Here is a 25,930-nt window from a genome sequence, read left to right on the forward strand (position 1 = left end):
TGCCGGACAGGCTCGCGTCCTGTTCACCGAGCGTGTGGTGCAGATGGTGCCCGAACTTGCCAAGACGGTTGGGGACACGCTGTCCGAGTTGGCACTGCGACCGGGGAACGCACGGGAAATGCAGGATCTGCGCGACGCTCTTAGGCTTTACCAAAACAACAGCGCCGCCTGGGTTCAGGGAGTGCTTGGCGCCGTGCGCAGGCCCTTCTCCCCGTCTGCCAAGACAACGGCATCGGCGCTGCTGGAGCTTGTAACCATGGAACTGGTCGGCAATGAGACTGTCGAACACCGCATTCTTGCCTCGCGCCTTGCCCTGCGGCTGCTTGATTTTGCGAGTTGGGAGCTCAATGACCTGCGCCTGCGTATCCAGAGCCTGGAAGGCCTGTCCGAATTAAGCCGGCAGGACCTGTTCCGCCCGGAAGTGATCGCACAGCATTTGATCGAACAGTGGACGCTGGCGGGCTTGCCGCAGTCGGCATGGTTGCTGGGACAGGACACCATCCACAAGAACATGGCGGCCGGGATGCTGGAGATCTACCACGCGACCAATGCGTTTCTGATCGAGCGCGGCGTCATGGCTGAAATCGACCTGCGACCCCTGGTCAGGCGAACGCCATCTGCCGTGAATGCCATCAGGACCGCCAGTGTTGCGAAAAGTGATGGCAGTTTTGGCAAAGCAAGTTCTGCCGATATTTTGAACAGTCGAAATGCCCCGGCGCCCGGCAGGATGACGGCGGCCGAAGGCGTTGATCCGGCCGCCGTTGCCACGCCGCTGGCCCGCGTGCGGATGAAGGCGCAGGGCGTCCTCGGGCATCTCAAGCAAATGCTCATGAGTCGCATCGAAGGGTTTGACCAGCCTCGCACACACCAGGCCTCTCCGCAACTGGCACACGCCATGGACCGCCTTCAGCAGCAGGCTGAAGAAGCGAACCAGGACGGTTCCCGGCACTCCTGCCAGTCGGATGTGGACTTTGCCCGCACGCAGGTCGACCAGGCGCTTCAGGAACTGCGCCAGCGGACCAGCGAGCTGAAAAAGGCGGCTTCCAGTTCCGCCGAAAAAGCGACGATCGAAATCGTCGCCCTGATGTTCCAGAGCATTCTGGCCGAAGACCGGATCGCGCCCCAGATTCGGGTCTGGTTTGCACGCCTGCAGATGCCGGTCCTTCGGGTGGCAGTCGCCGAGCCGGAGTTTTTCAGCTCGCTGGAGCATCCGGCGCGTCAGTTGATCGACCGCATGGGATCGTGCGCGCTGGGCTTTGATGTGACCGTCGCGGGAGATGTCCTTGAGCTCGAAATCAAGCGCGTCGTGCAGGTGATCGAGCAGTACCCGGAAACTGGACGCCGCGTTTTCCAGCTGGTCTACGAAGAATTTGACAAGTTTTTGTCCCGCTTCTTTGCCGAGCAGGGCAGCGTGGCGCGGGCGGTCAGCCTGGCTCAGCAGCTGGAGCAGAAGGAAACCATGACCGTCCAGTACACCATCGAGATGCGCACCATGCTCGATGACATGCCGGTGCGCGAGGAGACACGCGAATTTCTGTTCAGGATCTGGGCCGAGGTGCTGGCGATTGCCGCGATGAAGAATGGCCCACAGCATGCGCAGACCCTGCTGTTCAAGCAGGCAGCAGCTGATCTGGTCTGGTCGGCCAGCGCCAAGCCGAACCGCAGCGACCGATCGCGTGTGATTGCCGCGCTGCCCAGGCTGCTGCAGCTGCTGCGCCAGGGCATGACCCTGCTGGGGCTGGACCTGGCGGCGCAGGATGCCCAGTTGAAGATCATCAGCGCCACCATGGCGGACGCCTTCATGTCGAAGACCGATGCGATTCCGGTCGAAAAGATTGATGCCATGGCCAGACGCCTGACCAACCTCGAAGACTACCTCTCAGAGCAGGATGTCGGCGACTTTCCGCTGGATGCCGACAGCCTGGTCACGATGATCGGGATCGATTCGGCCCATATCGAGGTGATTGCCGACGGCGGCAGCCAACCGACCGAGGCCATGCGCGCCTGGGCCAGGGAATTGCAGCCGGGCAGCTGGTTCAACCTGGACCACAACGGAAAAATCAGCCATGTGCAGTTCGCCTGGTGCAGTGAGCGCAAGCAGTTGCACCTGTTCGCCGCGGCAGATGGTCGCAGTTTTCTGATCCAGATGCGCCGGCTGGCCGCCTATCTGCAGGCCGGGCTGCTGGTGTCTATGGAAGAGGAAGCGCTGACGGTGCGCGCCACGCGCAATGCCCTGGCCAAGCTGGACGCCAATCCCGAGCGGCTTTTCGGATAAACGTCGGCCATCGGCGGGGTTATCCATGCAACAGGTTGGTTGCGGGACTGGCCCACAATGCAGAGGCACTGGCAACCAAACCGTCGATCAATGCGCGAGGCGGCCTTCGCTGTCGTCACACAATTCATCGAGGACCAGCGCGTCGGGCTCTTCGCCGAAGCTCCAGTACACCATGAGGATGATGATCTTCAGGTCATCAAGCGACACGGGGTCGCCAGGTGCCGCCATGGCCCGGTCCATCACGATTTCGCGCATGTGCGGCGGTAATACGCCCGAGGTTTCGAGAAAGCAGACGAATCCCAGGCTTTGCGCGCCCAAGTGCGTCTGTTCGGCAACGGAGTAGATTCGCAGGCTGTTGCTGGCCTGCGCCTGCATGCGCCCAGGAACAGAACCGGTGTCCGATATCTCGCCTGCTGGGTCATCCGGTGCATCCGGCAAGCTGATCTGCGTGCCTTTGGCGGCAATGTTCAGTCCGTCGAGCCAGACCAGCGCTTCCTGGATTTCCTCGGCTTCGAAGCCTGCGGCGATCAGCTTGCGACCCAGCCTGTCGATTTCCGGACAGGCAGCGCCTTGCCAGTAATTTTCGTAGACGTAGACCAGAACTTCAAACATGCATTCAATATAACGCAGATAAGCTCAACCCGCCGCCATGCGCTGAAACAGTCCGCCAGGCAGGCGTACGACCTGTCCGTCGAGTTCTAGTTCGAGCAATCCAGCCTGCAGATGGGCGGTATCCAGGCCGGTACGGGCCTGCAGCGCATCCAGGCTCACCGCATCGAATCCCAGCGCCGCCAGCAGGGGATCGTCACGGGTGCCAGCGGCTTCGTCCGCTTCATCGCCTTCGGGCGGCGCCTGCAGGGCCGCAGGCGCTGCGCCGGAAGCGCCGGGGGCCAGCCGCAACTCTTCGAGCACATCCTGCGCCACTTCCACCAGCTTGGCGCCCTGCTTGATCAGGGCATGGCAGCCGCGCGACTGCGGCGAATGGATCGAGCCGGGAATGGCAAAGACTTCCTTTCCCTGCTCGGCCGCCAGCCGGGCGGTGATCAGCGAGCCCGACTGCAGCGCCGCCTCGACCACCAGCGTTCCCCGGCTCAGGCCAGAAATGATGCGGTTGCGTTTGGGGAAGTTGGCCGTCAGCGGTGGCGTTCCAAGCGGGAATTCGCTGATGATCATGCCCTGCCGGGCAATGCGGTGCGCCAGGTCCAGGTGCCGCTTGGGATAAACCCGGTCCAGCCCGGTGCCGACCACCGCAATCGTCTCGCCACCGCCGAGCATCGCGCCATCGTGGGCGGCGCCGTCAATGCCCAGTGCCAGTCCCGACACCACGCAGATGCCGGCGCCGCCGAATGCCTTGGCAAACTGCCGGGCATTGCTTTCACCTTGCGGCGTGGGGTTGCGGCTGCCAACGATGGCCAGGCTTTTTGCTATTTTTTCAGTAGCAGAAAGTATTGAAATGGCAAGCGTTCCCAGCATATAAAGCATCAAAGGAGGATCTTCGATGTCGAGCAGGACCGGCGGATAGGCCGGGTCACCCAGCACCGCGATGCGCCGGTCATCTCCGGCCTGGAGCCAGTCCATCGTGGTTTGCCGCTGGACCGCCAGGCCGGACGGCTCGCTGCGCAGGGAATTCGCCAGCTTGTCAGAACCGATTTGTTGCAGGGTTGCACTGCTTTGCTCGAAGATGGCCTGCGCCGAGCCGAAAGCCGCCAGCAGCTTGCGCGCCGTGGCATTGCCCACGCCGGGTGTGAGCGCCAGCCGCAGCCAGGCTCGCAGTTCATCTGAATCCATGGCCATTCTCAGCACCCTGCCTTTCGGGCCGGTGCCTTGGAGCGCACGGTCAGAACCATGGGCACGCCGTGAACCGGTCGCAAGCCGTTCAATCGGGGTTGGTGAAACGGTCGCCGACCTTGATGCCGTCCGTGGCCTGCAGGATCAGCGCATACGACAGCCGGTCGAAGGTGCGAAACACCATCAGCAGGCCGTTGCGCTCGTTCGGCAGCTTGATGTCCGGCCGGGCGCTGTCAGTCTTGTCCCGCAAGCGCTCGCCGTCCTTCAGAATGGCCATCACATGGCCGCGCTCCAGGCCGTCGCGGCTTCCCCGGTTGATCACCACGATCTGGTTTTCCGATGCCCAGGCCACGGCGTTGCCGTAGACCGAGACAATCTGCCCTGCCATGGGCGACGAAGGCGCGCGCGGCACATAGCTGCGCAACTCGCGGGGGGGCTCGGCAATCAGGCGGTCGCCAACCCGCATTTCCTCCTTGGCGGCCACGATGTCGATGGTGGCCGGCACCCGTTCAGTCTGCAGTGTGCCGTCCTTGTCAGGATTCTGGACGCTGTATTCGCCGCGTACCAGTTCGGCCTTGCCGACGTATTGCGCTTCATAACCCAGGATTTCCTGCGTGGTTGGGTCTTTCAGCGCCGTGGCATTGCGAAACACCCGGTAATCCAGCGGCTCCCCCTTCGCGTCGCTCAGCGGCCGCCCCGGACCATCGCCGCCCGCATAGCCGCCCAATGCGTAGGCGCGGTCACCACGGCTGAGCAGCACCCGGCCTTCCTGGGTAGCGACGATGCGCGGCGCCTGCGAAAAGCCCAGCGCATCGACAATCAAGGGCTCAGCCAGAAAGGGCTCGATGGCTTGCGGCGCCAGGGTGGGAATCGAGGCATCGGCCAGTGACTCGTAGCGGGTGCGCGGCGACACCCGGACGGTGCCCATCGGCGCGCCATCGCTGCCCGCCCGGCGGGTGCGCAAGGTCGCCCGACCATCGCGCTTGTCGAGAAACAACTGCTGGCCGGGATAGATGCGGTGCGGATTGCGGATGTCTTGCAGGTTCATGCCCCAGAGTTCGGGCCAGCGCCAGGGGCTTTTAAGAAACAGGCCCGAGATGGCCCACAGGGTGTCGCCCGACCTGACGGTGTAGCTGTCAGGCGCATTGGGCATCAGGTCGGCCAGGGGAATGCCGGTCCGGGCCACCTGCGCGGCCGTGGCCTGCTGGCCCGATGTGACGGGAAAGTTCTGGGCCTGCACGCCGGCTGACAGGCACAGCAGGACGGCAGCGGCCGTTGAAACAGTGCGGAAACGACCAAAGTTTGTGTGCATCTTGAAGCTTGTAGGGAGGGTCCGCGTTTACTTTACGCTACAAATAAATTCATTTTGCAATGCTTGTATCCGCGCAAATTTCCAGCGATTCTGTACCCAAGCCCTTGATTAAGCAATGATTAGACGATTCTGAGAGGATTGCAGCCTTTGAAAATTAGGAAAAGTGGCGAAAATAGCGACTTCTCCCCATTCCTGCCATGACCCAACTCACCATTCTTCGTTATCCCGATCCGCGCCTGCATACCGTGGCCAAGCCGGTGGCCTCCATCGACGACCGCGTGCGCCAACTGGCCGACGCCATGTTCCAGACCATGTACGACGCCGAGGGCATTGGCCTGGCCGCCACGCAGGTCGATGTGCATGAACGGCTGCTGGTCATCGACGTGAGCGAAACCCGCGACCAGCCGCTGGTGCTGATCAATCCTGAAATCGTCTGGGCCAGCGCCGAGAAGCGCATCGGCGACGAAGGCTGCCTGTCGGTGCCCGGCATCTACGACGGCGTGGAACGCTCGCTGGCAGTGAAGGTCGAGGCGCTGGACCTCGACGGCCAGCGCCAGGTGCATGCGGCCGAAGGCATGCTGGCGGTCTGCATCCAGCATGAAATGGACCACCTGATGGGCAAGGTGTTTGTCGAATACCTGTCGCCGCTCAAGCGCAACCGCATCCGGACCAAGCTCGTCAAACAGAAAAAAGACGAGGAACGCGAACCGGTGCGCTGACTTGACGAGGAGGGGGTTGTCGCTTCGACATGCCGGCGACTCTTTAGAATCACGCCCCATGCGCGTTATTTTTGCCGGTACCCCTGACTTTGCCCGTGTGGCGCTTGCCGAGTTGCACGGCGCCGGTTTTGAAATCCCTCTGGTACTGAGCCAGCCCGACCGCCCCGCCGGCCGGGGCCTGAAGCTGCAGGCGTCCGCCGTCAAGCAGTGGGCCGAAATCCACCGTATTCCCGTCGCCCAGCCCAGAAGTTTGCGGCTGGACGGCAAATACCCCGAAGACGCCGCCGCCGCGCGAGACGCGATGCAAGCGGTGCAGGCCGATGCCATGGTGGTCGCCGCCTACGGACTGATCCTGCCGCAGTGGGTGCTCGACCTGCCCCGGCTGGGTTGCCTGAACATTCACGCCTCATTGCTGCCACGCTGGCGCGGCGCGGCGCCGATCCACCGTGCGATCCAGGCCGGCGACCGGGAAACCGGTATCACCCTCATGCAGATGGATGCGGGACTGGACACTGGCGACATGCTGCTGGTGGAGAAACTGGGGGTTCAAGATACCGACACCACCGGCACGCTGCATGACCGGCTGGCGGCGCTGGGCGGGCAGATGGTCGTGCAGGCGCTGGAACTCGCTGGCAGCGGCCAACTGCATCCGGTCCGGCAGCCTGCCGAGGGCGTGAGCTATGCCCACAAGATCGAAAAAGCAGAAGCGGCGGTGGACTGGACGCAGCCGGCCGCCAGCATTGACCGGCACATCCGCGCCATGACGCCTTTTCCCGGCGCCAGCACGCAGCTGGGGCCAGACACCCTGAAGCTATGGCGCTCTGAAATTGATAGCTGTTCGCGACCGCTGGATATGCGGGAAGGCCAGATTTTGTCTGCAAACGCCGATGGCGTCCGGGTGGTTTGCGGCGATGGCGTGCTGGTGCTCACCGAACTGCAGCGCGCTGGCGGCAAGCGCCTGGGCAGCGCCGACTTCTTGCGCGGCTTTGCACTGGCGCCCGGCATGCTGTTCGGAAAGTGACCGCCGGTGTTCCTTCGCGCCGCCTATTACCGCCACGCTGAATTCCGCCAGGGTGCGCGCGACATGTTCGCGGTGGCGCCGGGCTTTGCCGCCTGGGGCCTGATGACCGGCGTGGCCATGGTCAAGTCGGGCATGATCGTCATTGAGGCGACGCTGATGACGGTGCTGGTGTATGCCGGCAGCGCGCAACTGGCCGCGATGCCGCTGCTCGTCGCGGGCGCGCCGGCCTGGGTGATTTTGGCCACGGCCTTTTGCGTCAACCTGCGCTTCGTGGTGTTCAGCGCGCACCTGCGCGCCTACCTGATGCACCTGCCGCTGGCTCAGCGCCTGCTGACCGGCTTCCTGACGACCGACCTGAGCTATGTGCTGTTTGTGCAGCGCTTTCCCGCTCCCGGCGACGAGCCCGGCCAGCGCCTGGCGCAGCAGGCCTACCTGGCGGGGAATTGCGGGCTGTGCTGGGTCAACTGGATGGGCAGCAGCCTGGTTGGCATCGCGCTGGCCAATCTCATCCCGAGCGCCTGGGGGCTGGGCTTCGCCGGCATCCTGGCGCTGCTCGGCATCTCTTTCTCGCTGGTCACCACCCGCCTGCGCATCATCGCGGCCTTGGTGGCGGGCGCTGCGGCGGTGGCCGCGTTTGCGCTACCGCTCAAGCTCAACATCCTGGTGGCCATCGCGGCGGCGGTTGCCGTGTGCCTGACACTTGAACGGGCCGGCCCGCGCGCGGCTGCGCAGATCCCGCAGCACGGGCCCGGCGCCGGTCCTGGCAACACGCCATGAACGAGACCGATCTCTGGACCGTCGCGACCATCGCCGGCATGGCGGGGGTGACGGTGATCACCCGCTGTTTTTTCTTTTTGTCAGACAAGCCCTGGACCTTGCCGGACCTGGCCAAACGCGGCCTGGACTATGCGCCGATTGCCGCACTGGCGGCGGTGATCGTCCCCGAAATCGTCATGACGCAGGGCCACCTCATCGCCACCTGGCAGGATGCCCGGCTGTTCGGCACGGCGGCCGGCGTGGCCTGGTTTTTCTGGCGCCGCGGTGTGCTGGGCACCATCGTGAGCGGCATGGCGGTGTACCTGGCGCTGCACCTTGGCCTGGGCTGGTGAATGTGGCCCCCACGCTCCGCCGCTGCGCGGGTCGCTGCCCCCCGAGGGGGCCGCTGCGCCTGCGGCCCGGCGAAGCCGGTTCCGCGGCCCTTGCTGGGTTGGCGGGCACGCGCTTTGCGGTTACCCCGTGCGTGGGCCGCCCCCTACAATTCTTCCAGCCAGCCGCCTGCCGGCGGTTTTATCAACCTTTGTACTTTGCGAGTCGCCATGAATTTCATCCGTTTTTCCGATTTGTGCGCCAGCGGCCAGGTGGCTGGCAAGCGTGTGTTCATCCGCGCTGACCTGAACGTGCCGCAGGACGCCAGCGGCGCCATCACCGAGGACACGCGCATCCGCGCCTCGGTGCCGTGCCTGCAGATGGCGCTGGATGCCGGTGCGGCGGTCATGGTCACGTCGCACCTGGGCCGCCCCACGGAAGGCAAATTCAAGCCGGCGGATTCGCTGGCGCCGGTCGCCCGGCGGCTGGGTGAATTGATGCGGCGCGAGATTCCCGTGGTGTCGAACTGGGTCGATGGTGTGACGGTAGCGCCCGGCCAGCTGATGATGCTGGAAAACTGCCGGCTGAACCAGGGCGAGAAGAAAAACGACGAAGCGCTGGCGCGCAAGATGGCGGCGTTGTGCGACATCTTCGTGCATGACGCCTTCGGCACGGCGCACCGCGCCGAGGCCTCGACCTACGGCATCGCGCAATACGCGCCCGTGGCCTGCGCCGGTCCGCTGCTGGCGGCCGAGATGGACGCCATCACGGCGGCTTTTGCCCATCCGAAGCGGCCGCTGGTCGCCATCGTCGCCGGCAGCAAGGTTTCGACCAAGCTGACCATCCTGAAAAGCCTGGCCGAGAACGTCGACCAGCTGATCGTCGGCGGCGGCATTGCCAACACCTTCATGCTGGCGCAGGGCCTGAATATCGGCAAGAGCCTGGCCGAACCCGATTTGCTGGCCGAGGCCCGCGCCGTGATCGAGGCGATGAAGGCGCGCGGCGCCGAAGTACCGATTCCGACCGACGTGGTGTGCGCCAAGACCTTTGCCTCTGATGCGCCCGCCACCGTCAAGCAGGCGATCGACGTAGAGGACGACGACCTGATCCTCGACATCGGCCCCGACACCACCGCCCGGCTGGCCGCGCAGCTCAAGCGCGCCGGCACCATCGTCTGGAACGGCCCGGTCGGCGTGTTTGAATTCGAGGCCTTTTCCAAGGGCACCGAGGGCATTGCCCGGGCGATTGCCGAGTCCAGCGCCTTCAGTATTGCCGGTGGCGGCGACACGCTCGCGGCCATTGCCAAGTACGGCATTGAAAAAGACGTGGGCTATATCTCGACCGGCGGCGGCGCTTTCCTTGAAGTGCTCGAAGGCAAGACGCTACCGGCGTTCGAGATTTTGCAGAAGCGGGCCGGAGAGGCGCACTGAATACTCTGTTTTCGATAGCTGCTTGCGCACGTCCAGTATGCGCAAACGGCATTTTTTGCTTGCAAGCAGGAGTTCAGACCACATTTCTGGCGTGCCGGGCGTGGAGCTGGCGCTGCACCCTGCGCTCAGCCCGGAATCGCGGCTTTTTTGGTACCCGTTTGGTAACCGATTTCGTGTGAGAATCGGGAACTAAATTACAAGGAGACATCCCCCATGACGCGTCGCGCCACCAAAATTGTTGCCACCCTCGGCCCCGCTTCCAGTGATCCGGTTCTGCTGGAAAAAATGATACGTGCCGGCGTCAACGTGGTGCGGCTGAACTTCAGCCACGGCAAGGCGCAGGACCACATCAACCTGGCCGCCCTGGTGCGCGAAGTGGCCCAGCGCACCGGCCGCGAAGTCGCCATCATGGCTGACCTGCAAGGGCCGAAAATCCGCGTCGGCAAGTTCGCCGAAGGCAAGGTGATGCTCGTGCCCGGCGAAAAATTCATCCTGGATGCGTCCCGCGTCGAGCCGGGCGACCTCAAGGGCGTCGGGCTGGACTACAAGGAACTTCCCCGCGATGTCAAGGCGGGCGACGTGCTGCTGCTCAACGACGGCCTGATCGTGCTGACCGTCAATGCGGTGCGCGGCGAGGAAGTCCACACCACCGTCAAACTCGGCGGCGAGCTGTCGAACAACAAGGGCATCAACAAGCAGGGCGGCGGGCTGACCGCGCCGGCGCTGACGGCCAAGGACATGGACGACATCAAGACGGCGATGAGTTTCCAGGCCGACTACGTGGCCGTGAGCTTCCCGAAAAACGCCACCGACATGGAAATGGCGCGCCAATTGTGCAACGTGGCCGCCGCGCCTTACAAACACAAGCCCGGCCTGATCGCCAAGATCGAGCGCGCCGAGGCGATTCCGAAGCTCGAAGAAATCCTCAAGGTCAGCGACGGCATCATGGTCGCGCGCGGCGACCTGGCCGTGGAAGTCGGCAATGCCGCCGTGCCGGCACTGCAAAAACGCATGATCAAGATGGCCCGGGCCGCCGACAAGGTGGTCATCACCGCGACGCAGATGATGGAGAGCATGATCCTGAATCCGGTGCCCACGCGCGCCGAGGTCAGCGACGTGGCCAATGCGGTGCTCGACGGCACCGATGCCGTGATGCTCAGCGCCGAGACCGCCGCCGGCCGCTTCCCGCTGGAAACCGTCGAGGAAATGGCAAAGATCTGCGAAGAAGCCGAGAAGGCCGAGTACAAGGAGCTGAGCGCCGATTTTTCCGGCAAGACCTTTGCGCGTATCGACCAGTCGATTGCCATGGGCGCGCTGTTCACCGCCCACCATCTGGGCGCCAAGGCCATTGTGGCGCTGACCGACAGCGGCTCGACCGCGCTGTGGATGAGCCGCCATGACATCCGGGTGCCCATCTATGCACTCACCCCGCGCCTGGAGACCCAGCGCAAGATGGCGCTTTACCGCAACGTGCGGCCCATCCTCATGGACAGCAGCGCCGACCGCGATACCGCGCTCGAACAGGCTGAAGGCCACCTGCTGCGCCTGGACATCGTGCAGAGCGGCGATGTGTACGCCATCACCTGCGGCGAGCCGATGGGCGCGCCGGGCGGCACCAACATGCTCAAGATCTGCCGGGTGGCCTGAAGCGGCGGCTGGGTCGGACCGGTTGTGCAGCCTTGCACGAATGCGCGCACGGCCTGGCTTGAATCCATGCGCCCCGGCCGTGCGTATACACGCGTCTTATGACCTCATTTTCTTCAAAATTGCCCAGACGCGCATGGTTCGCCATGCTGCCGGCGCTGCTCACCGCCTGCTCGGGCGCTGACCTGCTCAACGCCACGGTTTCCACTGACAGCTACCGGCGCACCGAGGGACTGGCCTATGGCGCCGACCCGCGCCAGCTGCTTGACGTGTACCAGCCGGCCGCTGGGGTTTCCCGCCCACCGTTGGTGGTGTTTTTCTATGGCGGCAGCTGGTCGTCGGGCGAGCGCGGCGACTACCGGTTTGTCGGCGAGGCGCTGGCGTCGCGCGGCATCGTGGCGGTGGTGGCCGACTACCGGCTGAGTCCGGCGTTTCGCTACCCGGCCTTTGTGCAGGACAGCGCCAGTGCGGTTCGCTGGGCGGTTGACCATGCGGCTGAATTCGGCGCCGACGAGCAGCGGATTTTTGTCATGGGCCACAGCGCCGGCGCCTACAACGCCGCCATGGTCGCCCTGGATGCGCGCTGGCTGGCGGCGGTCGGCCTGGCGCCTGCCCGGCTGGCGGGCTGGATCGGGCTGGCCGGCCCTTATGACTTCCTGCCGATTGGCGACCCCCAGACCCGGGTGGCCTTCGACTGGCCACAGACCTCCGCCGACAGCCAGCCGATCATTCATGCGTCCCCGGCCTCGCCGCCGGCGCTGCTGCTGGCGCCCGCCGAGGACAGCGTGGTCAATCCGCAGCGCAGCACGCTGGCGATGGCGGCGCGGCTTCGGGCCAGCGGCGTTCGGGTCGAGTCCGAACTGTTCGACGGCGTCAGCCATGTCACCTTGCTGGCGTCCATGGCGCAGGTCCTCAGAAGCCGGGCGCCGGTGCTGGCGCGCGTGGCCGGGTTTGTGCAATCCGCTGGCTGACCGCTGCATCCACGCCGGCTGCCACCGTCCAGCACAGCCAGGCGGTCCAGAAGGTATGGCTCATGTAGTGCGCGCCCCGAACCTGCTGCGCCAGCCCGAAGACAAACCCAACCAGCATCGCCCCGGCCAGCCAGCGCCGGGCAGTGTTCGGAAGCACGTGCCTGAAGGCAAAAAATCCGCCCATGAAGGCAAAGCCTGCCGACGCATGGCCGGCCGGAAAGCAGCCGCCGCTGCCGCCATCGCGAGTGCCCCAGGCCCAGTGCGACACATAGGTCGCCACGCCGCCGAAGTCCTGCAGGTCCCAGGGGCAGCTGGTATGGCTGTACAGCTTGATGGTCGAGACGGCCAGCAGCGCGGCCAGCGTTGTCAAGGCCAGTTGCACCCGCCGCGCCATCGGCAGGCGTTTGAGGCTGCCTAGGGGCAGGAACATGCCGACCAGCAAATACAGCTCCAGCACCCACGGCCACAGCCTGACGTCGTCGTGCAGCAGGTTGCGCCACAGCCAATGGCTTTCCAGCGCAAAGCCGCTGGCAGAGCCGAACCAGTGCGCCATGGTCAGGTCAAGGCTTGAGAAGTCCCAGATCAGCAGCAGCAGCAGGCTGCCCAGTGTCCAGCGTAAAAAGTGCGTGTGGGGGGAGGGCGCAGGAAACAGCAGGTAGGGCATGTAGGCTTCAGGCATATCGGGTGCTGTGAAGGTAGCGGACATGCCTTAAGTCACTCTTAAAGACCGGCAATGCCCTGAAAAATAAGTGACGGGCGTGACAATAGGCGCATGAGAATCCTGGTGGTTGAAGATGACACGGGCATTGCCCTGGGGCTGAAGTCCAGTTTGCAGCAGCGTGGCTATGCGGTCGATGTGTGCGGCACGCTGCGCAGCGCGTGGGCGGCCCTGCGCAGCGAAGCGTTCGACCTGGTGCTGCTGGACCTGGGCCTGCCCGATGGCGACGGCAGCCAGCTGGTGCAGCGCATCCGGCAGGCGCCCGCAGCCGCAGGCGGCCTGCCCGACACCCTGACGCCGGTGCTGATCATGACCGCCCGTGACCAGGTCGCCGACCGTATCCTCGGGCTGAACCTGGGCGCGGACGACTACCTGGTCAAGCCGTTTGACCTGGACGAGCTGGAAGCCCGCATGCGCGCGCTGCTGCGCCGGGCCGGGGGGCGCGCCCATCCGCTGCTGGTGCATGGCGACCTGGTGGTCGACCCGGCGGCGCACACCGTGCTGCGCGCCGGTCAGCCGGTGGAGCTGACGCCGCGCGAGTTTGCCCTGCTGCTGCTGCTGCTGGAGTCGCGCGGCCGGGTGCTGTCGCGCCAGCAGCTGGAGGCGCGGCTTTACAGCTGGCAGGATGCGGTGGGCAGCAATGCGGTCGAAGTCCATGTTCATCACCTGCGCCGCAAGATTGGTGAAAGCGTGATCCAGACGCTGCGCGGCGTCGGGTATTTCATCCCCCGGGAAGACCCGCCATGACGCCGCCTGCAGACCGCCAGGCCTCGCTGACGCGCCGCCTGGTGATGGGCGTGCTGGCCGCGCTGCTGCTGGTGTGGGCCGGATTTTTCGCCTTTGGCCATCGCACCGGTATCCATGAGGCCGGCGAACTGACCGACGGCCATCTGGCGGGAACGGCGGCGCTGTTGCTGACACTGGACTTGCCGCCCTTCATCGAAAGTCCCCTGGAGCCGAATCGCCAGGCCAACCTCAACATGGTCCGGCCGGCGCTGGCCAGCCTGAAACATCACGACTACCAGTTTTCCCTGAGCGTGGTGGTGCGCGACGCGGCAGGCCATGTATTGGCACGCTCCGGCGAGGCGCCGTTGCCTCCCTTTGTTCCGCGTGACGGTTTTGCCGACCTGCTGCTGGGAACCCCGGCTGCGGCCTGGCGCAGTTTTTCACAATGGGATGCCACGCGCAGCCGGCAGGTGACGGTGCTGGTGAAGTTCGAGGAACGCGAGGCACTGGCCGAGGATGTGGCCGCCCAGCTCGCCGAGCCCGTTTTATGGCTGCTTCCGGTGGTGGCGCTGGCACTGGGCGCGGCTATTTTGCGCGGCCTGCGGCCACTTCAGGCGCTTTCGCGCGATGTGGAGGCGATGGAGGTGGACAAGGCCGCGCGCCTGCAGGCTCGCCATCCCTACCGCGAGCTCAATTCGGTGGTGCGCTCCATCAACCGGCTGGTGGGCCAGCAGCAGGCTGCGCTGGAGCGAGAACGGCAGCTGGCCAGTGAAATCGCGCACGAGCTGCGCACGCCGCTGTCGTCGATTGCCTTGCAAGCCGCATCGCTTCGCGGCGCCTTGCCGGCACAGGCGCAAGCCGCGGCCTTGCAGCAGATCAGTGCCGATGCGCTGCGCGCAGGCCATGTCATCAGCCAGCTGCTGGCGCTGGCACGCACCGGCCAGGCCGTCATGCTGCAAGCGCTGGTGCCGCTGGACCTGGCCACGCTCGCCCGGGAGGTCGTGGCGGGCTATGCGCAGGCGGCCTGGCAAAGCGGCCACCGGCTCAGCGTCCAGGGGGTGGAACACCAGACCGTGCGGGCGCATCCGCTGCTGCTGGAACTGGCCTTGCGCAACCTGATCGACAATGCCCTGCAGCACACCGCCCGCGGCACGGCCGTGTGCGTGCAGTGGGGAAGCGAGGCGGGACACGCCTGGCTGCAGGTGTGCGACGACGGCCAGCGCAGCCACGACGCGCCGGCCATTGCCCTGGCCTCCACCGATCGCCTGGGTCTGGGGCACAAGATCGTAGGCCGGGTGATGGACATTCATGGCGGCAGCTTCGCGCAGCATGCGGCAGCGGCGCCGTTCAACCGGTGTTATCGCCTGTGTTTTCCGGCGGTTTCATGACCTAACGGACTATTGGCAAACAGTAGAATGAAGGTTAAGGTTACCTTTCGGTTACCACGGGACAGCGTGGCAGCGCCGGTAGCGCCAGCCACCCATGCACACCACCGGTTTGTTCAGCTTTTCAACTTTTCACGGAGACTCTCAATCATGGCACTCGTTTCGATGCGCGAACTGCTGGACCATGCCGCTGCCAACGGCTACGGCATTCCGGCTTTCAACGTCAACAACCTGGAGCAGGTCCAGGCCGTGATGGCCGCCGCCGACGAGGTCGGTGCGCCGGTCATCCTGCAGGCCAGCGCCGGCGCCCGCAAGTACGCAGGCGAGGCCTTCATCAAGCACCTCATCCTGGCGGCTGTCGAGGCCTATCCGCACATTCCGCTGGTGATGCACCAGGACCACGGCCAGAGCCCGGCCATCTGCCAGGGCGCGATCGACCTGGGCTTCAGCTCGGTCATGATGGACGGCAGCCTGGAAGCCGACGGCAAGACCATTGCCAGCTTCGAGTACAACGTCGAGGTCACCCGCAAGGTGGTCGAGATGGCGCATGCCTCCGGCGTGTCGGTCGAAGGCGAGCTCGGTTGCCTGGGCAGCCTGGAAACCATGCAGGGCGACAAGGAAGACGGCCACGGCACCGACGCCGTCATGACGCACGACCAGCTGCTGACCGACCCCGAGGAAGCCGCCGAGTTCGTCAAGCGCACGCAACTCGACGCGCTGGCGATTGCCATCGGCACCAGCCACGGCGCCTACAAGTTCACGCGCAAGCCCACCGGCGACATCCTGGCCATCGAGCGCGTCAAGGAAATCCACCGCCGCATTCCCAATACCCACCTGGTGATGCACGGCTCGTCGAGCGTGCCGCAGGAGCTTTTGGCCCAGATCAACCAGTACGGCGGCCACATGAAGGAAACCTACGGCGTGCCGGTCGAGGAAATCCAGAAAGCCATCCAGTTCGGCGTGCGCAAGATCAACATCGACACCGACATCCGCCTGGCCATGACCGGCGCGGTGCGCAAGTTCCTGGCCGAGAACCCCGAGAAGTTTGACGCCCGGGAATGGCTCAAGCCCGCCAGAGAAGCCGCCAAGGCGATCTGCAAGCAGCGCTACATCGAATTCGGCTGCGAAGGCCAGGCCGCCGGCATCAAAGGCCGCAGCCTGTCGGTCGTCGCTGCCGAGTACGCCCGGGGTGAACTGGCGCAAGTCGTTCATTAATCCAGCGCCCCTCGCTTCGCCGGATTGGCGATAATTCAAAGCCCGTGCCTGACCCGCGTCGCACGGGCTTTTTCACTTTTCCAACCCGCAGACCCGCATGACCACCACGAACTCCGTACTTCATACCTCGGCCCTGACTTCCCTGCCTTTGCTCGCGCGCGGCAAGGTGCGCGACAACTACGCCGTGGGCCAGGACCGGCTGCTGATGGTGGCCAGCGACCGCCTCAGCGCCTTCGACGTGATCCTCGGTGAGCCGATTCCCGGCAAGGGTGCCTTGCTGACGCAGATGGCGCTGTTCTGGTTCGACAAGCTTGGCCACATCTGCCCCAACCATTTGACCGGCGATGCGCCCGAGAGCGTGGTGACGGCGGCTGAAATCCCGCAGGTCGTGGGCCGTTCGATGCTGGTCAAGCGCCTGAAACCCATTCCGGTTGAAGCCGTGGTGCGCGGCTACCTGGCCGGCAGCGGCTGGGCCGAGTACCAGCAAAGCCAGTCGGTCTGCGGCGTGCCACTCCCCGCCGGCCTGAAAAACGCCAGCAAGCTGCCCGAGCCCATCTTCACGCCCGCTGCCAAGGCTGAAGTGGGCGAGCACGACGAAAACATCAGCTACGCGCAGGTCGTGGCCATCGTCGGCCCGGAACTGGCCGCGCAGATCAGGAAGCTGAGCATCGAGATCTATGAAACCGCCGCCGCCTTCGCGCTGACCAAGGGCATCATCATTGCCGACACCAAGTTCGAGTTCGGCCTCGATGACAACGGCACGCTGACGCTGATGGACGAGGTGCTGACGCCCGATTCGTCGCGTTACTGGCCGGTCGAAGGCTACCAAGCCGCCTTTGCCGCCGGGCAAAACCCGCCCAGCTACGACAAGCAGTTTGTGCGCGACTGGCTGGAAGCCGTGCGCATCAACGGCAAGCCGTGGGACAAGACCCCGCCGTCGCCGCACCTGCCACCCGACGTGATTGAAAAAACCGCCGCCAAGTACCGCGAAGCGATGACACGGCTGACAGCCTGACAGCCCCTTGCCCCGGCGGCAGGCAGCCGGCCAGCCAAGCGGCGCTGCGACCGGTCCGCTGCTCCTGAATAAGTAGCTGCTTGGACAGGCGCTGCCTGCGCTGCAGCCTGTTTTTGCATAAATCTACAACGCGCTTACACGCCGCCCTGCGGATGGGTCGGGTCAATCCACAACACCTGTTCGGGCTTTTCAACCGGCGCGATGTCCAGGTTGATGGCGACGGCCTGGCCATCGCTTCGGCAGAGCACGCACTCCAGCGCCTCGGTCGGGCTGGCGTTGATTTCCTGGTGTGGCACATACGGCGGCACATAGATGAAATCGCCCGGCCCGGCCTCGGCGGTGAACTCCAGCTGGTCGCCCCAGCGCATGCGGGCACGGCCCCTGACAACGTAGATCACGCTTTCAAGCGGACCGTGATGGTGGGCGCCGGTCTTGGCATTGGCATGGATGGTGACGGTGCCGGCCCACAGTTTTTGCGCCCCGACGCGGGCGAAATCGATGGCTGCCTTGCGCTCCATGCCGGGGGTGGACGGCACATTGCCGTCCAGCTGGCCGGCCGGGACCACGCGCACGCCATGGTGTTTCCAGTCGGTGGCGCCGTGGCCGGGGTCCTGTTCAGGGGACGGTGTCATGGTGATCTCCTAGTTCGTCAGGGCAGCGTACACCAGGCTGCGAAACAGGGGGCGGTAGTAGTCGCGCTGGTTGGGCGCCTGGATCATCAGCAAGGCATACAAATCCTGGGCCGGGTCCACGAAAAAGGTCGTGCCGGCAATCCCGCCCCAGTAATACAAGCCCGCCGAGCCGGGCACCGGCGACAGGCCCGTGGCCGTGCGCACTGCAAACCCGAGCCCAAAGCCATGGCCGGGCGGCAGCAGCTCGCCTGCCGCAGGAATGGCGCCCAGATGGTCGGCCGTCATGAAGTCCACCGTGCAGGGGCCCAGCAGGCGCACGCCCTCCAGCTCGCCCTTGTTGCGCATGAACTGCAGGAAGCGCGCATAGTCCATCGCCGTGGACAGCAGGCCGCCGCCGCCGCCCTGCATGGCCGGCACGCGGCGCGGCTCGAACACCCGCATCGGCACGCCGCCATCGGGGTCATGCGCGAAAGGCTCGGCAATGCGGGCGTGGTCGGCCTGCGGCACGCTGAAACCGGTGTCGGTCATGCCCAGCGGCATCAGGATATGTTCGCGCAGGTAGTCGCCCAACAACTGGCCGCTGACCACTTCGACCAGCCGCCCCAGCACGTCGGTGGCGCGGCTGTAGTCCCAGACGCTGCCGGGCTGGTGCATCAGGGGAAGGGCGGCCAGCACCCGCGAGAATTCCGCGTTGCTGCGCTCGCGCGAGCCCATCTGCAGCGCCGCGTACTGGCGCTGCACCTCGGCCGAGCCCATGAACTCATAGGTCAGGCCGGCCGTGTGGCGCAGCAGGTCATGCACGGTAGCCGGCCGGCCTGCGTCCTGCAGCGCCAGCTGGCCGCCCTGCGCCAGCGCCACTTTCTGGTTCGCGAATTCGGGCAGATAACGGGCCACCGGTTCGCCCAGCAGCAGCTTGCCCTGCTCCATGAGCATCATCACGGCGACCGACACCACCGGCTTGGTCATCGAGTAGATGCGAAAGACCGCATCGCGCGGCATCGGCGCGCCGGTGGCCGGGTCCTGTTGGCCCAGGCTTTCAAACAGCGCCACCTTGCCGCGCCGGGCCACGAGCGCCACCGCGCCGGGCAGGCGCCCGCTGTCGATTTCATGCTGCAGCACCTCCAGCATGTGCTGCAGGCGCCCGGCACACAGGCCCACCTCGGCAGGCGGGGCAAAAACCAGCCCGGTCATGTCCACTCGGGCCGGTTAGCTCAACACCACGCTGCTCAGGCGCCGGCGATACGTCGCCACGGTGGCGTCTTCCGGCGGAATCTGGCCGTCGGCGACCTTGGGCTTGGGCGTTTCCATGATGTCCAGGATGGCGATATAGGTCTTGCGCGCCAGGCCGTCGGACCAGGTCTTGTCGCGCATCAGGATCTCGAGCAGTTCGTCGAGCGCGTCGGTCCAGCGCTGCTCGGCCATCAGCCAGCGCGCCTGGTCGAAGCGGGCGTCAAAATCCCGTTTGTTGGCCGTTATTTTTGCATCAAATGTGGTTTGCGCGCTTGCTGCATCTGCGTGTGCCGCTACAAAATCAAGAGCATCCATCCAGCGCTTCAGGGAATCAAAACGCCGCACCACCGCCGTCTGGGCAATCACCGGGGCAAACGCCACCTTGGCGTCGTCCTCGCGGCCCAGGCTCAAAAGATGCTTGACATAGTCGAAGCGGGCCGCTTCACTGGCCGGATCGGTGGCAACGGCGCTTTGCAGTCGTTCCAGCACGGCTTCGGGTGCGTTGTCCGGCACCACCTCTTCCTCGGGCGGCGCTTCTTCGGGCGCCGGCGGCAAATGCTTGTCCAGAAACTCCTTGATCTTGCCTTCGGTCAGGGCGCCGGTGAAGCCGTCCACCGGCTGGCCGTTCATCAGCAGGATGCAGGTCGGGATGCTGCGGATGCCGAAGGCCTCACCGAGCTGCTGCTCCTGGTCGGAGTCGATCTTCACCAGCTTGAAGCGGCCTTCGTAGGCGATTTCAACCTTCTCAAGAATCGGGCCAAGCGACTTGCATGGGGCGCACCACGGCGCCCAGAAGTCGATCAGCACGGGCGTGGTCATGGAAGCTTCAATGACTTCCTCTTGAAAATTCGCAATGGTGACGTCGATCATGATGTAGTGCAGATAAGGTGGGTCAAGGGGGTTTCAAGCAGAAGGCTGGGCGGCTCGGCATGAGCAGGCGGGCCGCAGCCTTTGCAGCAGGCAAGACGATAGCATGGGCGGGCGGCAATGCTGGCACGACGGGCTACCGCATTGCGGGCGGTCCAGCCCTTAAAATCAGCGCTTCCCGGCGCACCGCCCCCTCAACATCAGGACGTGAACCCTCCCCTATGACGACGACAACAAACAACCCGGCAGGCCCTCTGGTGGGTGTGGTGATGGGCTCCAGCAGCGACTGGGACACGATGCAGCACGCCGTGCAGATCCTGCAGCACTTTGGCGTGGCGCATGACGCGCGCGTGGTGTCGGCCCACCGCATGCCCGACGATTTGTTTGCCTATGCCGAAGCCGCCGCTGGCCGGGGTTTGCAGGCGATCATTGCCGGTGCTGGCGGCGCGGCGCATTTGCCGGGCATGCTGGCCGCCAAGACCACCGTGCCGGTGCTCGGCGTGCCGGTGGCCAGCAAGCATCTGCAGGGCGTCGATTCATTGCACAGCATCGTGCAGATGCCCAAGGGGATTCCGGTTGCCACCTTTGCCATTGGCCATGCCGGTGCGGCCAATGCGGCGCTGTTTGCCGTCGCCATGCTGGCCCTGCATGACCCGGCGCTGGCCGACAAGCTGCAGGCATTCCGCGCCGAGCAGACCGCCGCCGCCCGCGCCATGACGCTGCCGCCGGTATGAGCGCCCCCGCCAGCCTGCCGGTTTTTCCCGGCACGGTCGATGCCGCTGGCCGTCCTGCCACCTTGGGCGTCATGGGCGGCGGCCAGCTCGGCCGGATGTTCGTGCATGCCGCGCAGCGCCTGGGCTACTTCACGGCGGTGCTTGACCCGGACCCGCAAAGCCCGGCCGGCCGGGTCAGCCACCAGCATATTGCGTTTGCCTACGGCGACGCGCAAGGCCTGGCGCAGCTCGCCGCCGTGTGCGCGGCCGTCACCACCGAATTCGAGAACGTGCCGGCCAGCGCCTTGCAGACCCTGGCCGCCAGTTGTCCTGTCGCGCCGGGCGCCGCCGCCGTGGCAATCGCGCAGGACCGCATCCAGGAAAAATCGCATTTCACCGCCAGCGCCGCTGAATCGGGTGTGATGGCCGGCGTGACCTGCGCGCCTTACGCGGTCATTGAAACACCCGACCAGCTAAAAACCGTGCCGGATTACCTGCTGCCGGGCATCCTGAAAACCGCGCGCATGGGCTACGACGGCAAGGGCCAGATGCGCGTCAGCAACAGGGCCGAACTGGCGGCGGCCTGGGCCGAACTGGAGCGGGTGGCCTGCGTGCTGGAGAAAATGCTGCCGCTGAAAGCCGAATGCTCGGTGATCGTGGCGCGTGGCTGGGACGGCGCCATGGTGGCCTTTCCGCCGCAGCTGAACCTGCATGTCGACGGCATTCTGGCCGTGACCAAGGTTTATGAAGGAAATATGTCTCCCGCGCTTGCTGCGCGGGCACAAGCAGCTACCAAATCCATAGCAGAGCATATCGACTATGTCGGCGTGCTGTGCGTCGAGTTCTTCGTCGTGGACGACGGCAGCGCAGACGGCGCGCTGGTCGTCAACGAGATGGCCCCGCGCCCGCACAACAGCGGCCACTACACGATGGACGCCTGCGACGTGTCGCAGTTCGATTTGCAGGTGCATGCCATGGCTGGCTTGCCGCTGCCCGCGCCGCGCCAGCATTCGCCCGCCATCATGCTCAATTTGCTGGGCGATGTGTGGTTTGACCCCTTGGGCCAGCCCCGTACGCCCGACTGGCAGGCGGTGCTGGCGCTGCCCGGCGCGCATTTGCACCTGTACGGCAAGCTAGAGGCCCGGCCGGGCCGCAAGATGGGCCACCTGACGCTCACCGGCGCCGACGTGGCCGGCGTGAAAGCCACGGCACGTCAGGCGGCTGCGATTCTGGGCCTGCCGGGTTTTGAAGGCGACGAATGATTCTGCCCGGCACCGACCCGCAGGCAATTGAAGAGGCGGCCCGCCGCATCCAGGCCGGCGGGCTGGTCGGCTTTCCGACCGAAACCGTCTATGGCCTGGGCGCCGATGCCTCCAGCGACACCGCTGTCGCCGGCATTTTTGCCGCCAAGGGCCGGCCCGCGAATCATCCCTTGATTGTTCATGTGGCCGACGCGGCGCAGGTCAACGACTACGCCAGCAGCGTGCCGCCTTTCGCCGCGCGGCTGATGCAGGCGTTCTGGCCCGGCCCGCTGACGGTGATCCTGCCGCGCCGTGACGGCGTCGCTGGCGCTGCAGCAGGCGGACAAAACTCCATCGGCCTGCGTTGCCCCGCGCACCCGGTGGCGCTGGCTTTTTTAAAGGCCTGCAACACCGGCGTGGCCGGCCCGAGCGCCAACCGCTTCGGCCGCGTCAGCCCGACCACCGCCGCGCATGTGGCCGGTGAGTTTGGCGACGACTTGCTGGTGCTAGACGGCGGGCCGTGCGCGGTCGGCATCGAGTCCAGCATCGTCGATTGCACCCGCGGCCAGCCGGTGCTGCTGCGCCCCGGCCTGCTGACCCGCGCGCAACTCGAATCGGCTTGCGGCCAGCCGGTGCTGGACAAGGACGCCGTGCAGGCGATAGGCAGCGCGCCGCGCGCATCCGGCACGCTGGCGTCGCACTACGCACCCAACGCCAAGGTGCGTCTGATGGAAGCCAGCGCCATGCAAACCGCGCTCGACCTGCTGGGCGCAGACGCGGCGCACATCGCCGTCTATGCCCGGACCATTTTGCGCATCCAGTCCCCCAACGTGATTTGCCGCCGCATGCCCGACGACGCGCTGGCCACCGCGCAGCAGCTGTTTTCGGTGCTGCGCAGTCTTGATGCGCAAGGCGTGCGGTTGATCTGGGTGGAAACCTTGCCGGGTGACACCGAATGGGACGGCGTGCGTGACCGGCTGGGGCGGGCGGCGGCAAGTTGAGGGTTTGGGCGGTTCTGGTGGTCAGACAGCCGGGGGCCAGTTGATTTGCACCTTGCGGTTATTTGCAAGACAGTCACGCAAATACAAGTTGATAAGACTCTGGTAGGGAACCCCAGCCTCATCGGCCATGCCCTTGAAGTACGCCACAACGTCTTCAGAAAGCCGCATGGTGACAGGCTTTTTCAACTTTGAAGCGTATGGATTTTTGCGCGACTTCAGTGTCGAGAGATCGTATTCTGCTTTCATGGCTGGTTACCCCGGTAAAACGCGCTTTCACGCTGGGTTGCTTTGCGAGCCGAAATGATGCGAATGACCTTACCGTCCTCACGCTCGCAATGACAGACGATGAGCAACTTGGCTCCGGAACTCATGCCCAGCAGCAAAAATCGCTCTTCTTCGGAGGAGTGTCCTTCATCAAAGAACTGAATGGCAAATTCGTCGTGGAAGGCCGATTTGGCTTCCTCAAAAGAAACTCGATGTTTCTTGAGGTTCGCTGAAGCTTTAGGCGAGTCCCATTCGAACGCAATCATCAATACATTGTATGTACGGCTGTGAACGTGTCAAGTTGAGCAAATATGAAGCTTTTTAACGTGCAGCCCACTGTCGGCGCATAAGTGCCGTCCCGCCACTGCAGCGAGCAAGATTGAACGTCACAATAGCCAGCAAAGGGTGAACGCAACTCAACGGGCATGCCCACCAGTGGACGAGCATTAAGCGATAACCTGCGCTCAAGGTTTATGTGGTGGCGAATGCGCTGGCTACCGCACAGCAGCTGTTTTCAGTACTGCGCAATTTGGACGCCCAGGGCGCCCGGCTGATCCGGGTAGAAAACCTGCCTGCTGGCACCGAATGGGACGGCGTACGTGACCGGCCAGGACGGGCTGCGGCCAGCTAAGGGTTTCGGGTGGTTTTGAGGTTGTTGGCAGGTTTCGGCCAAATCCCGGACATTCGCTTAGATATTGCCGCCGGCTGCTTATGGCAGGAAGCAGTCCGTCGCGTTAATTATGTATGGCGGTCATCTGACTGGAAAAACTAAATCCGATTTAGATTCTCTGCTACGGCAGCCCAAGTGCTGCCTGCTTATTGGTACTGATGACGTTTCAACGAATCCCGGCAGCCACGGTCAAATTGAGAAAGCATCACCACTCTGTTACGTCAGTTCAGGTGAAAATATTCACTCTCAAATTGATCAACGAAAGGATTGCAACTGGGTATAAATATTATTTATTGAGCGCAAGAAATTTTGCATGCTGGAGACTGCGACATTAACTAATTCGCGTATATAACTCTTGGCAGCTTGTTTTCATTGATGCGCTTATTAACTTCCTGAGGGGCATGAGATGAACAGAACAGTTTTAGCGGCTTCGCTCGCTCTGGCCCTCACAATGAATATGGCTGGCAAGGCAGCCCATGCTCAGCCATCCGCGACGTCTCAAGCCGGCCAAGAGATATCTGGTCTGAATGTTGCCACTGCGAGCGCGACGCTTGTACCGCAGCCTCCTACGCGGGCAAATACCTCAACTGCTGATGACCAGGATTTGAAGGCTTCCAGCGCGCTGGATGACGGCGGCTACTTGTTGGTGTGGGAGACCACCACCATGAACCCTGCACAAGACGGATCGCGCTATTACCTCCAGCGATTCGATATCGCAGGCAATAAAATAGGCGTTGAAACCCGACTTCAGCTTACTGTGCAAGACGGCTCCATTGCCGTGCTAACCAACGGTGAAATAGTTGTTGCTTACCGCGAAGCACGGGATGCGCAGGGGAAAGTCATCCCAGCGCCTAATGCTGCGTCTGGTGCGTTTATTCAAAAATTCAATGCAAGCGGCACTCAAATCATGCGGGAAACCGCTGTAGCCACCAGCTTCGGGACATCGACGGCATACGGGTATGTGACGGTCGTGGCATTGTCAAACGGAAACTTCGTGGTCAGCTGGACGTCGCAATTCCAGTCATCCGGCACCAATCCGATTAATTTTTCCGCCCAAAATTACGACAACTTGGGTCAGCGTAGCGGCAGCCCTATCGTGCTCTCAACCGAGAGCTTTTCACCTTCCAGGCCGATTGATTACTCGATTCAGGCGGCTCCCGATGGTGGATATCTGCTTTTCAAACGCACGATTGACACGTTAAATTATTCAGGATGCTTCGGTGCAGGCAGTGAACCAACGATTACATCAATCTCTTATTACGATAAAAATCTCGTCTCCAGGCTAATACTTGCGCCAACTCATTGTGGTGATTTGATGGCGCTCCAAGGCCATCAGTACATGATTTTTGGAGTTAATGCTGATGGTCGCTATAGTCAATTGATTGATGCCAATGGCCAATCGATTGGCGTACCAAAACCAATAGCAGCCAGGACTCCAACCAAAGGCCCGGGGCTAACGATCTTTACCGGCAGGACATTGCTGGTCGATGGAAGCTATTTGCTGTTCTGGTTGGCCGATACGGCCGGCGCCAGAGGTCAAAGGTACACAAGCAAAGGCGACGAGCTTGGAGAGCCCTTTAACATTATTTATCCGCGACCCAAGAGCATCCTGCCACTGTCCGGGGGTGACGTCATCGTGGGTTGGTCTTCCTCGACTCAAATCGGCAGTGATCTGCCAGACGTCTATACCCAGCGCTTGACCAACCCTGAGGTGGCGGCCTGCACGAAGCCGGCTGCCTGGGTCAACGGTCAGTATTACGCCGCGGGCGCTCGCGTCTCCTACTCTAATGGCCTGACCTACGTCGCCAAGTTCGCCAACCCAGGCTACAACCCGACCATCAGCACCTACTATTGGGCTCCCGCGCCTTGCTCGGTTTCGCCGCCGCCTCCTGTTGTATGCACGATTCCGGCAGCCTGGGTAAATGGTCAGTATTACGCCGCGGGCGCTCGCGTCTCTTACTCCAACGGGCTGTCATACGTCGCCAAGTTCGCCAATCCCGGCTACAA

Annotated in this window: 25 protein-coding genes and 1 pseudogene; 17 read left to right on the forward strand and 9 right to left on the reverse strand. The window is 63.9% G+C overall.

Annotation, left to right across the window (positions count from 1 at the left end; genetic code table 11):
- The first annotated feature begins 43 nt into the window (after positions 1-43).
- Positions 44-2,275 carry a DUF1631 family protein gene (locus tag IWX85_RS12865; protein ID WP_231379752.1) on the forward strand — a complete coding sequence of 744 codons (2,232 nt, stop codon included), beginning with the start codon at positions 44-46 and terminating at the stop codon, positions 2,273-2,275.
- Between the two features lie 87 nt (positions 2,276-2,362).
- Here the strand turns inward: IWX85_RS12865 and IWX85_RS12870 are convergent, their stop codons facing one another.
- The 3 genes from IWX85_RS12870 to IWX85_RS12880 all read right to left on the reverse strand — a co-directional run bounded on the left by IWX85_RS12870 (position 2,363) and on the right by IWX85_RS12880 (position 5,375).
- A complete protein-coding gene (locus IWX85_RS12870; RefSeq protein WP_036808059.1) occupies positions 2,363-2,887 on the reverse strand; it encodes a DUF494 domain-containing protein in 525 nt (174 codons plus the stop codon).
- 24 nt (positions 2,888-2,911) lie between these two features.
- Positions 2,912-4,063 (reverse strand): DNA-processing protein DprA, encoded by a 1,152-nt coding sequence (gene dprA, locus IWX85_RS12875; RefSeq protein ID WP_196870007.1) that lies wholly within the window; start codon positions 4,061-4,063, stop codon positions 2,912-2,914.
- Between the two features lie 88 nt (positions 4,064-4,151).
- On the reverse strand, positions 4,152-5,375 hold the full coding sequence (locus IWX85_RS12880) for a LysM peptidoglycan-binding domain-containing protein (RefSeq protein ID WP_036808065.1): 1,224 nt from the start codon (positions 5,373-5,375) through the stop codon (positions 4,152-4,154).
- Positions 5,376-5,572: 197 nt separating this feature from the next.
- On the opposite strand from IWX85_RS12880, the gene def reads away from it, so the two are divergent.
- From def to IWX85_RS12915, 7 genes are all read left to right on the forward strand, one after another.
- On the forward strand, positions 5,573-6,094 hold the full coding sequence (gene def, locus IWX85_RS12885) for a peptide deformylase (RefSeq protein ID WP_036808068.1): 522 nt from the start codon (positions 5,573-5,575) through the stop codon (positions 6,092-6,094).
- Positions 6,095-6,152: 58 nt separating this feature from the next.
- Positions 6,153-7,115 (forward strand): methionyl-tRNA formyltransferase, encoded by a 963-nt coding sequence (gene fmt, locus IWX85_RS12890; RefSeq protein ID WP_036808071.1) that lies wholly within the window; start codon positions 6,153-6,155, stop codon positions 7,113-7,115.
- Between the two features lie 6 nt (positions 7,116-7,121).
- Positions 7,122-7,892, forward strand: a complete 771-nt coding sequence (locus IWX85_RS12895) for an AzlC family ABC transporter permease (protein WP_370584277.1) — start codon at positions 7,122-7,124, stop codon at positions 7,890-7,892.
- Positions 7,889-8,224: an AzlD domain-containing protein gene (locus tag IWX85_RS12900; RefSeq protein ID WP_196870008.1), complete on the forward strand. Its 336-nt coding sequence runs from the start codon at positions 7,889-7,891 to the stop codon at positions 8,222-8,224. Before IWX85_RS12895 ends, IWX85_RS12900 begins: the two co-directional genes overlap by 4 nt.
- A gap of 207 nt (positions 8,225-8,431) precedes the next feature.
- The gene (locus tag IWX85_RS12905) at positions 8,432-9,631 is read left to right on the forward strand and encodes a phosphoglycerate kinase (RefSeq protein WP_196870009.1); all 1,200 of its coding nucleotides are present in this window, start codon (positions 8,432-8,434) and stop codon (positions 9,629-9,631) included.
- Between the two features lie 213 nt (positions 9,632-9,844).
- Positions 9,845-11,278, forward strand: a complete 1,434-nt coding sequence (pyk, locus tag IWX85_RS12910; protein WP_036808080.1) for a pyruvate kinase — start codon at positions 9,845-9,847, stop codon at positions 11,276-11,278.
- A 119-nt stretch (positions 11,279-11,397) separates the two neighbouring features.
- Entirely contained in the window at positions 11,398-12,246 is an 849-nt protein-coding gene (locus tag IWX85_RS12915; protein ID WP_231379744.1) for an alpha/beta hydrolase, read from the forward strand.
- Here IWX85_RS12915 and IWX85_RS12920 read toward each other — a convergent pair.
- Positions 12,188-12,952, reverse strand: coding sequence for a phosphatase PAP2 family protein (locus tag IWX85_RS12920; protein WP_231379745.1), 765 nt, complete (start codon positions 12,950-12,952; stop codon positions 12,188-12,190). The two genes, IWX85_RS12915 and IWX85_RS12920, sit on opposite strands and share 59 nt — an antisense overlap.
- Positions 12,953-13,018: 66 nt before the next feature.
- Between IWX85_RS12920 and IWX85_RS12925 the strand changes: the two genes are divergently transcribed.
- From IWX85_RS12925 to IWX85_RS12940, 4 genes are all read left to right on the forward strand, one after another.
- Positions 13,019-13,711 (forward strand): response regulator, encoded by a 693-nt coding sequence (locus IWX85_RS12925; protein ID WP_196870011.1) that lies wholly within the window; start codon positions 13,019-13,021, stop codon positions 13,709-13,711.
- Positions 13,708-15,078: a HAMP domain-containing sensor histidine kinase gene (locus tag IWX85_RS12930; protein WP_196870012.1), complete on the forward strand. Its 1,371-nt coding sequence runs from the start codon at positions 13,708-13,710 to the stop codon at positions 15,076-15,078. Before IWX85_RS12925 ends, IWX85_RS12930 begins: the two co-directional genes overlap by 4 nt.
- A 147-nt stretch (positions 15,079-15,225) precedes the next feature.
- Positions 15,226-16,290, forward strand: a complete 1,065-nt coding sequence (gene fba, locus IWX85_RS12935) for a class II fructose-bisphosphate aldolase (protein ID WP_036808093.1) — start codon at positions 15,226-15,228, stop codon at positions 16,288-16,290.
- Positions 16,291-16,387: 97 nt separating this feature from the next.
- Positions 16,388-17,305 (forward strand): phosphoribosylaminoimidazolesuccinocarboxamide synthase, encoded by a 918-nt coding sequence (locus IWX85_RS12940; RefSeq protein ID WP_196870013.1) that lies wholly within the window; start codon positions 16,388-16,390, stop codon positions 17,303-17,305.
- A 134-nt stretch (positions 17,306-17,439) separates the two neighbouring features.
- On the opposite strand, the gene IWX85_RS12945 is transcribed toward IWX85_RS12940, so the two are convergent.
- From IWX85_RS12945 to trxA, 3 genes are read right to left on the reverse strand one after another with little or no spacing between them, the layout of a single operon-like run.
- Positions 17,440-17,937, reverse strand: a complete 498-nt coding sequence (locus IWX85_RS12945) for a cupin domain-containing protein (protein WP_196864898.1) — start codon at positions 17,935-17,937, stop codon at positions 17,440-17,442.
- 9 nt (positions 17,938-17,946) lie between these two features.
- The gene (locus IWX85_RS12950; RefSeq protein WP_196870014.1) at positions 17,947-19,128 is read right to left on the reverse strand and encodes a serine hydrolase; all 1,182 of its coding nucleotides are present in this window, start codon (positions 19,126-19,128) and stop codon (positions 17,947-17,949) included.
- A 15-nt stretch (positions 19,129-19,143) separates the two neighbouring features.
- Positions 19,144-20,037, reverse strand: a complete 894-nt coding sequence (trxA, locus tag IWX85_RS12955; protein WP_196870015.1) for a thioredoxin — start codon at positions 20,035-20,037, stop codon at positions 19,144-19,146.
- A gap of 218 nt (positions 20,038-20,255) precedes the next feature.
- Between trxA and purE the strand changes: the two genes are divergently transcribed.
- The 3 genes from purE to IWX85_RS12970 are packed head-to-tail and all read left to right on the forward strand — an operon-like array spanning position 20,256 to position 22,989.
- Positions 20,256-20,768 carry a 5-(carboxyamino)imidazole ribonucleotide mutase gene (gene purE, locus IWX85_RS12960; protein ID WP_036808114.1) on the forward strand — a complete coding sequence of 171 codons (513 nt, stop codon included), beginning with the start codon at positions 20,256-20,258 and terminating at the stop codon, positions 20,766-20,768.
- The gene (locus IWX85_RS12965; protein WP_196870016.1) at positions 20,765-22,009 is read left to right on the forward strand and encodes a 5-(carboxyamino)imidazole ribonucleotide synthase; all 1,245 of its coding nucleotides are present in this window, start codon (positions 20,765-20,767) and stop codon (positions 22,007-22,009) included. The genes purE and IWX85_RS12965 overlap by 4 nt, the downstream gene beginning before the upstream one ends.
- A complete protein-coding gene (locus tag IWX85_RS12970; protein WP_196870017.1) occupies positions 22,006-22,989 on the forward strand; it encodes an L-threonylcarbamoyladenylate synthase in 984 nt (327 codons plus the stop codon). Before IWX85_RS12965 ends, IWX85_RS12970 begins: the two co-directional genes overlap by 4 nt.
- Positions 22,990-23,010: 21 nt before the next feature.
- Here IWX85_RS12970 and IWX85_RS12975 read toward each other — a convergent pair whose 3' ends face one another.
- Both IWX85_RS12975 and IWX85_RS12980 read right to left on the reverse strand, forming a co-directional pair.
- On the reverse strand, positions 23,011-23,235 hold the full coding sequence (locus IWX85_RS12975) for a BrnA antitoxin family protein (RefSeq protein WP_036808123.1): 225 nt from the start codon (positions 23,233-23,235) through the stop codon (positions 23,011-23,013).
- Positions 23,232-23,519: a BrnT family toxin gene (locus tag IWX85_RS12980; RefSeq protein ID WP_231379747.1), complete on the reverse strand. Its 288-nt coding sequence runs from the start codon at positions 23,517-23,519 to the stop codon at positions 23,232-23,234. Before IWX85_RS12980 ends, IWX85_RS12975 begins: the two co-directional genes overlap by 4 nt.
- Before the next feature lie 212 nt (positions 23,520-23,731).
- Here IWX85_RS12980 and IWX85_RS12985 point away from each other — a divergent pair, with 212 nt between their 5' ends.
- Together IWX85_RS12985 and IWX85_RS12990 are read left to right on the forward strand one after the other, a co-directional pair.
- The gene (locus tag IWX85_RS12985) at positions 23,732-23,884 is read left to right on the forward strand and encodes a Sua5 family C-terminal domain-containing protein (protein WP_370584278.1); all 153 of its coding nucleotides are present in this window, start codon (positions 23,732-23,734) and stop codon (positions 23,882-23,884) included.
- Between the two features lie 445 nt (positions 23,885-24,329).
- Positions 24,330-25,930 (forward strand): annotated as a pseudogene (locus tag IWX85_RS12990) (hypothetical protein); the annotation flags it as partial.

It is taken from the genome of Polaromonas sp. CG_9.11, assembly GCF_015752225.1.
In the GTDB taxonomy this organism is placed as follows: Bacteria; Pseudomonadota; Gammaproteobacteria; order Burkholderiales; family Burkholderiaceae_C; genus Polaromonas.

Excerpts from the sequence above, each read along its gene's own strand:
- IWX85_RS12865 (WP_231379752.1), top strand. The coding sequence starts at position 44 with ATGGTGCCCGAACTTGCCAAGACGGTTGGGGACACGCTGTCCGAGTTG.
- IWX85_RS12870 (WP_036808059.1), bottom strand. The coding sequence starts at position 2,887 with ATGTTTGAAGTTCTGGTCTACGTCTACGAAAATTACTGGCAAGGCGCT.
- dprA (WP_196870007.1), bottom strand. The coding sequence starts at position 4,063 with ATGGATTCAGATGAACTGCGAGCCTGGCTGCGGCTGGCGCTCACACCC.
- IWX85_RS12880 (WP_036808065.1), bottom strand. The coding sequence starts at position 5,375 with ATGCACACAAACTTTGGTCGTTTCCGCACTGTTTCAACGGCCGCTGCC.
- def (WP_036808068.1), top strand. The coding sequence starts at position 5,573 with ATGACCCAACTCACCATTCTTCGTTATCCCGATCCGCGCCTGCATACC.
- fmt (WP_036808071.1), top strand. The coding sequence starts at position 6,153 with ATGCGCGTTATTTTTGCCGGTACCCCTGACTTTGCCCGTGTGGCGCTT.
- IWX85_RS12900 (WP_196870008.1), top strand. The coding sequence starts at position 7,889 with ATGAACGAGACCGATCTCTGGACCGTCGCGACCATCGCCGGCATGGCG.
- IWX85_RS12905 (WP_196870009.1), top strand. The coding sequence starts at position 8,432 with ATGAATTTCATCCGTTTTTCCGATTTGTGCGCCAGCGGCCAGGTGGCT.
- pyk (WP_036808080.1), top strand. The coding sequence starts at position 9,845 with ATGACGCGTCGCGCCACCAAAATTGTTGCCACCCTCGGCCCCGCTTCC.
- IWX85_RS12920 (WP_231379745.1), bottom strand. The coding sequence starts at position 12,952 with ATGTCCGCTACCTTCACAGCACCCGATATGCCTGAAGCCTACATGCCC.
- IWX85_RS12925 (WP_196870011.1), top strand. The coding sequence starts at position 13,019 with ATGAGAATCCTGGTGGTTGAAGATGACACGGGCATTGCCCTGGGGCTG.
- IWX85_RS12930 (WP_196870012.1), top strand. The coding sequence starts at position 13,708 with ATGACGCCGCCTGCAGACCGCCAGGCCTCGCTGACGCGCCGCCTGGTG.
- fba (WP_036808093.1), top strand. The coding sequence starts at position 15,226 with ATGGCACTCGTTTCGATGCGCGAACTGCTGGACCATGCCGCTGCCAAC.
- IWX85_RS12940 (WP_196870013.1), top strand. The coding sequence starts at position 16,388 with ATGACCACCACGAACTCCGTACTTCATACCTCGGCCCTGACTTCCCTG.
- IWX85_RS12945 (WP_196864898.1), bottom strand. The coding sequence starts at position 17,937 with ATGACACCGTCCCCTGAACAGGACCCCGGCCACGGCGCCACCGACTGG.
- IWX85_RS12950 (WP_196870014.1), bottom strand. The coding sequence starts at position 19,128 with ATGACCGGGCTGGTTTTTGCCCCGCCTGCCGAGGTGGGCCTGTGTGCC.
- trxA (WP_196870015.1), bottom strand. The coding sequence starts at position 20,037 with ATGATCGACGTCACCATTGCGAATTTTCAAGAGGAAGTCATTGAAGCT.
- purE (WP_036808114.1), top strand. The coding sequence starts at position 20,256 with ATGACGACGACAACAAACAACCCGGCAGGCCCTCTGGTGGGTGTGGTG.
- IWX85_RS12965 (WP_196870016.1), top strand. The coding sequence starts at position 20,765 with ATGAGCGCCCCCGCCAGCCTGCCGGTTTTTCCCGGCACGGTCGATGCC.
- IWX85_RS12970 (WP_196870017.1), top strand. The coding sequence starts at position 22,006 with ATGATTCTGCCCGGCACCGACCCGCAGGCAATTGAAGAGGCGGCCCGC.
- IWX85_RS12975 (WP_036808123.1), bottom strand. The coding sequence starts at position 23,235 with ATGAAAGCAGAATACGATCTCTCGACACTGAAGTCGCGCAAAAATCCA.
- IWX85_RS12980 (WP_231379747.1), bottom strand. The coding sequence starts at position 23,519 with ATGATTGCGTTCGAATGGGACTCGCCTAAAGCTTCAGCGAACCTCAAG.